This is a genomic window from Streptomyces sp. UH6 (assembly GCF_013421635.1).
Taxonomy (GTDB): domain Bacteria; phylum Actinomycetota; class Actinomycetes; order Streptomycetales; family Streptomycetaceae; genus Streptomyces; species Streptomyces abyssomicinicus.
In genome coordinates, this window is record NZ_JACADT010000319.1 from 1 (window position 1) to 5735 (window position 5735).

Below are 5735 nucleotides of genomic sequence, written 5' to 3' on the forward strand. Positions count from 1 at the left end.
GCCGTCAGCCGTCAGCCGTCAGCCGTCAGCCGTCAGCCGTCAGCCGTCAGCCGTCAGCCGTCAGCGGCGAGCATCGCCTCGCCGAGCCCCGCCATGGCGTCGGCGAGCTGGTCCATCCAGTCCGCGATCGCCCGGCCGCCCTCCGACTGGACGGCCACGAAGGCGCCGTCGAACCCGGCCATGCCGAACGCCGCGAGGGCGTCGGCGACACGGCCCGCGTCCTCCTCGCCGGCGCCGAGGAACGACGAGTGCACCATGCGCCACATGTGGACGCGCCCCTCGTCGCGGACCGCGATCACCGTCCGCATCGCCTCCGGCGCCTCGGCGGCCTCACGGCTCATGACCAGCACGAACAGCAGGCGCAGGAACTCCTCGCCGTGTTCGAGGACCGAACCGGTCCTGCCCAGGTACCACCGCAGCCGCTCCCGCGGCGTACCGCCCTCCGGCGGGTTCGCGTGGGCCCGGTCCATGGCCTCGAAGAAGTCGTGCGCCCCCTGGGCCATGACGGCGGACAGCAGCCCGGCCTTGGACTCGAAGTGGTGGTAGAAGGCGCTCTTGGGCAGGCCGGTCTCCTTGGCCAGCGCCGACATCGACGTCCCGGCGTAGCCGCGGACCGACATCACCCGGGCGGCCGCGTCGAGGATCTCCTGCCGTGACCGGCGGCCCCGGCTGTTGCCGGCGTGCGTCGGAGGCCTGAACTTCTCCGCCGAGTCCACCGGTTCCGCCTGCTGCGCGCTCTCCGCCTTCTCCACCCGGGGATTTTACGCGGTCCCGGAACGGGTTCCGGGCCACCACCGGAGAGTGATCAGGCCTCACCTCTTGACACCCGTGCCGTCCAGGCCGTTCCCTGGGAATGTACCGACCGATCGGTCCAATACTTCGGGACGTCGACGCCCGGCCCCCTTGACGCCACTACGCCGGGCGGGTTTCACTCCCTCCCACATACCGAACAGTTGGTACAAAACCTTTCGCATTGCGTCCGAGCTGTGACAACGGAGCCAGCGCATGACCATGAGCTACGACGCGGATGTCGCGATCGTCGGGTTCGGCCCGACCGGAGTGATCGCCGCCCTCACCCTCGCCAAGTACGGCATCTCCGCCGTGGCCTTCGAACGGGACCGGGACATCTACGCCCGGGCCCGAGCCGTGACCGTCAACGACTGGACGATGCGGATCTTCCAGAACCTCGGGGTGGACGAGCGGGTCGAGAAGGTGATCGACCCCCAGCGCGCCCTGCGCTGGGTGACCTACGACGGCGCGGAGATCATGCGGGTCGAGCACCCGCCGTCGACCCTGGGCCGCGGGCCGCGCTTCTACAACATCTACCAGCCGGTCATGGAGGCCGAGCTGCGCGCGGCCGTCCGGGAGCGGCACGCCGGCCTGGTCACCGTCCACTACGGCGACGAGGTCACCGCGATCACCCAGGACGCCGACGGCGTCACCCTCACCTCGACGGGCGACGACGGGCCCCGCACCACCCGGACCAGGTACGTGATCGGCTCGGACGGCGGAAGCTCGTTCACCCGCGGCCACGTCGGCTGCCGGCTGCTGGGCGACACCGACGAGACCACCTGGGTGGTCGTCGACTGTCACGTCAAGCGGTGGTGGCCGGACCGCGACTTCCTCACCTTCTGGTCCGACCGGGAGCGCCCGGTCGTCGACATCGCGCTCTCCGCGGGCAACCACCGGTGGGAGGTCCCGCTCAAGCCCGACGAGACCCCGGCCGACTACCCGACGAGCGCCGAGGTCTGGCCGCTGCTCAAGGCCCTCGGCGTCACCGAGGACGACGTCGAGATCCACCAGCACGCCTTCTACAAGCACCACGTCCGGATGGCCGACACCTGGCGCAAGGGCCGGGTCTTCCTGGCCGGCGACGCGGCCCACCTGATGCCGCCGTGGGCGGGCGCCGGCATGCAGACCGGTATGCGCGACGCCCACGACCTGGGCTGGAAGCTCGCCCGGGTGCTCAAGGGAGAGCTCCCGGAGAGCTGGCTGGACACCTACGAGGCGGAGCGCCGTCCCAACGCGGCCTTCTTCACCGGCCTCGCGGTCGGGCTCGGCCGGGTCATCCGGCAGGAGGCCTCCGAGGAGGAGGTCGCCGCGATGAACGCGGTGCCCGAGAACACCGTCACCCCCTTCGAGCCGCCGCTCACCCGCCCGCCGGTGCTGGAGGCCGGCTGGCTCCGGGGACCGGTCGGCGACGCCAGCGTGGTCGGCCGGATGGTCCCGCAGCCCGTCACCGGCGACGTCGCCGGGCGGATGGCCCGCCTGGACGACCTGCTCGGCGACCACTTCGTGCTGCTGGGCGACGACGTCGACCCGGCCACCCTGCTGACGGCCGAGGAGAAGGCCGGGTGGGACGCGCTCGGCGCCCGGTACGTCGCGGTGCGGCCGAAGACCTCCTACACCACCTCGGACGACGACCTGGTCGACCTCCAGGAGGTCCTCCTGCCCTGGCTGCGCCGCTACGGCGCGCGCGCCGTGGCCGTCCGCCCGGACCGGTTCGTCGCCGCGGCCGACGTCAGCGGCCTCGCCGTCCCCGCCTGAGGCGGCACGCCGCACGGCGACAAGCAGTCCCCCACAGCGACAGCAACAAGGAGAAGGACAGATGTCCGGAGTGAAGGAACTGGGCTACGTCGTCTACGAGGTGAGCGGCCTCGCGGACTGGGAGCACTTCGGCGTCGAACTGCTCGGCATGCAGCTCGGCGAGAAGACCGACGACGGCTTCACCCTGCGCACCGACGAGAAGGCGCACCGCTGGGTGATCACCGAGGGTCCCGCGGACGACCTGGTCGCCACCGGCTACGAGGTGTCGGACGCGGTCGCGCTGGACGCCCTGGTCGCCAAGGTGCGCGCGGCCGGCGTCGAGGTGACCGAGGGCGACGGCGCCCTGGCCGCCGCCCGCAAGGTGGAGCGGATCTTCGTCACGACCGACCCGATGGGCAACCGGGTCGAACTGGTCACCGGTCTGGCCGACGCGGCCACGCCGTTCGCCTCCAAGAAGCTGCTCGGCGGCTTCGTCACCGGCGCCGGCGGCGCGGGCCACCAGGTCCTCCTGGCCCACGGCGTCTCCCGTGAGACCTACCTGGCGTTCTACATCGACCTGCTCGGCTTCAGGATCAGCGACATCATCGTCGAGGAGCTGGCTCCCGGCGTCGTCGCCGACCTGATCTTCCTGCACTGCAACGGCCGTCACCACACGGTGGCCTTCGGCGACATGCCGCACCCGAAGAAGACCCACCACTTCATGGTCGAGGTCCAGGACATCCGCGACGTCGGCATGGCCTACGACCGGTGCATGGACGCCGAGCAGCCGTTCGAGATGACGCTCGGCATGCACCCCAACGACCACATGTTCAGCTTCTACGTCTTCACTCCGTCCGGCTTCAGCGTCGAGTACGGCTGGGGCGGTCTGATCATCGACGACGCCACCTGGGAGGTGAAGACGCTCGACCGGCTGCACAGCTGGGGCCACCGCCCGTCGTCCGTCGTCGCCGAGCTGCTCGCCGCCGCCCCCGCCCCCGCCCCCGCCCCGCACGGAGAGGACCACTGATGGCGATCGACGCCAAGGACATCGCGCGCACGGTCAGGACCGCCGACTGGGAGCTCCGGTACTACGAAGCGGGCTCCGGCCACCCGTTGGTGCTGCTGCACGGCAGCGGTCCCGGCGCCACCGGGTGGAGCAACTTCGCCGGCAACATCGAGGCGCTGGCCGAGCACTTCCACGTGTACGCCGTCGACATGCCGGGCTGGGGCGAGTCCTCCGCCGCCACCGTCGACCAGCTCGACCACGTCGACGCGGCGATCCAGTTCCTGGACGCCCTCGGCATCGAGAAGGCCGCGTTCGTCGGGAACTCGATGGGCGGCCAGACCTCGATCCGCCTGGCCACCGAGCACCCCGGCCGGATCACCCACCTGGTCACCATGGGCCCGCCGGTCGGCAGGATCCCCACGCTCTTCGGCGCCGGCGACGGTCCGTCCGAGGGCCTGAAGGTCCTGATCGAGGCCTACCGCGACCCGAGCCCGGAGAACATGCGCCGACTCGTGGAGATCATGGTCTTCGACAAGGCCCGGTTCGCCACGCCGGAGCTGTGCGAAGCCCGCTCGGACGCCGCGCTGGCCCGTCCGGAGCACCTGGCCAACTACGTGGAGGGCCTGCCCAAGGGCGCCCCGCTGCCGAAGTGGGTCAGGCCGGAGCTGCTGTCGCGGATCGAGGTGCCGACCCTGCTCATCCACGGCCGTGACGACCGGGTCGTCTCCTACGAGACCTCGCTCTTCCTGCTGGCGAACATCCCCGACAGCCGCCTGGTCGTCCTCAACCGCTGCGGTCACTGGGCGATGATCGAGCACCCGGACGAGTTCAACCGGCTGGTCACGGACTTCGTCGCCAACAACTGAGCCAGGACACCGGGGGCCGCGACACCTGGGCCACGGCACCGGAATCGTGACACCTGGGGTCGCGACACCGGGGGTCGCGGCACCTGGCTCCGGCCGTGGCGGGCGGGCCCGGGACCTTCACGGGTCCCGGGCCCGCCCGCTACGGGATCGGGTGGGCGACCTGGGACGCCTGGCCGGCGGCCGGCAGCGGGGCGAAGAGCCGCGCGTCGTTGTGCAGAATCAGCAGGGCCGTGTCGTCGGAAGGGCTGCCCCCGGTGTGGTGCAGCAGCGCGGACTCCAGCGAGTGGAGCAGGTACCGGGCGGTGTGCGGACGGCCGCGGGCCGCCCCGGTGAGCGTCTCGGAGAGCGGGAAGAGACGTCCGCGGTCGTCGCGGGCCTCGGTGACGCCGTCGGTGTACAGGATCAGGGCGTCGTCCGGCCGCATCCGGCCGCAGTGGGTCACCGGGATGTGCTCCGGCAGCGGGAAGGGGCCGAGCGGCGGCAGCGGTTCGGCGTCCGAGAGCGGCTGCGTCGGCCCCACGCCGACGCGGTACGGCCACGGGTGGGCGCAGTTGACCGCCCGCAGCACGCCGTCGGCGCGGATCTCCAGCAGCAGCAGGGTGACGAACTCCTCGACCGCGTGATGCCGCTCCTCCTGGGCGCGGCGCCTCAGGTGGCGGGCGAAGGCCCGGTCGAGGCGGCGGAGCACCCCGTGCAGCTCGTACTCCTCGTGCGCCGCCTCGCGGAAGCAGCCGAGCACCGCGGCGGCGGCCGGGACGGCGGCCAGACCGTGGCCGCGGACGTCCCCGATGAGGGCCCGGACGCCGTGCTCGGTGTCCAGCACCTCGTAGACGTCACCCCCGATGACGGCGCCGGGGTCCGCGGAACGCTGGACCGCGGCCACGTCCAGGCCGCCGACCCGGGGCGGCAGCGGGCGCACCAGGACCCCCTGGGCCGTGGCCGCGATGTCCCAGGTGTCCCGCAGCTCGCGGAGCAGTTCCCGGCGGGCCCGCAGGATCAGCCCCGTACCCACCCCGAAGAAGACCGCGGTGGCGGCCATCCGGACGCCCATCCCGCTCCGGTCGCCGGTGATCCCGGCGATCAGCCAGTAGGCGACGGCGGTGGCCCCCCAGAGCGCGCTCAGCACGAGCGCGAGCGCCCGGCGCTTCGGCACGGGACGGATCATGCCGCTGACCCCCTGATCGGGCGGTTCGGACCCGAGACGGGCGGAACGGCGTGGACGGAACCGGTTCGATTGTGGGTCCCGCCGTCCCGGACCGGAATGGATCACCGGGACTTCTCATTCGATCGAGTGAGCCGCGGCCACGAGGGCGACGGCACGGCACGCGGGCACCGCT

Annotated in this window: 5 protein-coding genes; 3 read left to right on the forward strand and 2 right to left on the reverse strand. The window is 72.0% G+C overall.

Going from position 1 to position 5735, the window contains the following annotated elements:
- Positions 1–53: 53 nt before the first annotated feature.
- Positions 54–752, reverse strand: coding sequence for a TetR/AcrR family transcriptional regulator (locus tag HW445_RS16440; protein ID WP_308799283.1), 699 nt, complete (start codon positions 750–752; stop codon positions 54–56).
- 253 nt (positions 753–1005) lie between these two features.
- On the opposite strand from HW445_RS16440, the gene HW445_RS16445 reads away from it, so the two are divergent.
- The 3 genes from HW445_RS16445 to HW445_RS16455 all read left to right on the forward strand — a co-directional run bounded on the left by HW445_RS16445 (position 1006) and on the right by HW445_RS16455 (position 4398).
- Positions 1006–2547 (forward strand): bifunctional 3-(3-hydroxy-phenyl)propionate/3-hydroxycinnamic acid hydroxylase, encoded by a 1542-nt coding sequence (locus HW445_RS16445; RefSeq protein WP_180221771.1) that lies wholly within the window; start codon positions 1006–1008, stop codon positions 2545–2547.
- A 61-nt stretch (positions 2548–2608) separates the two neighbouring features.
- Positions 2609–3553, forward strand: coding sequence for a VOC family protein (locus HW445_RS16450; protein ID WP_180221772.1), 945 nt, complete (start codon positions 2609–2611; stop codon positions 3551–3553).
- Complete coding sequence (locus HW445_RS16455) at positions 3553–4398, forward strand: alpha/beta fold hydrolase (protein ID WP_180221773.1); 846 nt, start codon at positions 3553–3555, stop codon at positions 4396–4398. Before HW445_RS16450 ends, HW445_RS16455 begins: the two co-directional genes overlap by 1 nt.
- A 139-nt stretch (positions 4399–4537) precedes the next feature.
- On the opposite strand, the gene HW445_RS16460 is transcribed toward HW445_RS16455, so the two are convergent.
- Complete coding sequence (locus tag HW445_RS16460; protein WP_180221774.1) at positions 4538–5551, reverse strand: PP2C family protein-serine/threonine phosphatase; 1014 nt, start codon at positions 5549–5551, stop codon at positions 4538–4540.
- Between the last annotated feature and the right edge of the window lie 184 nt (positions 5552–5735).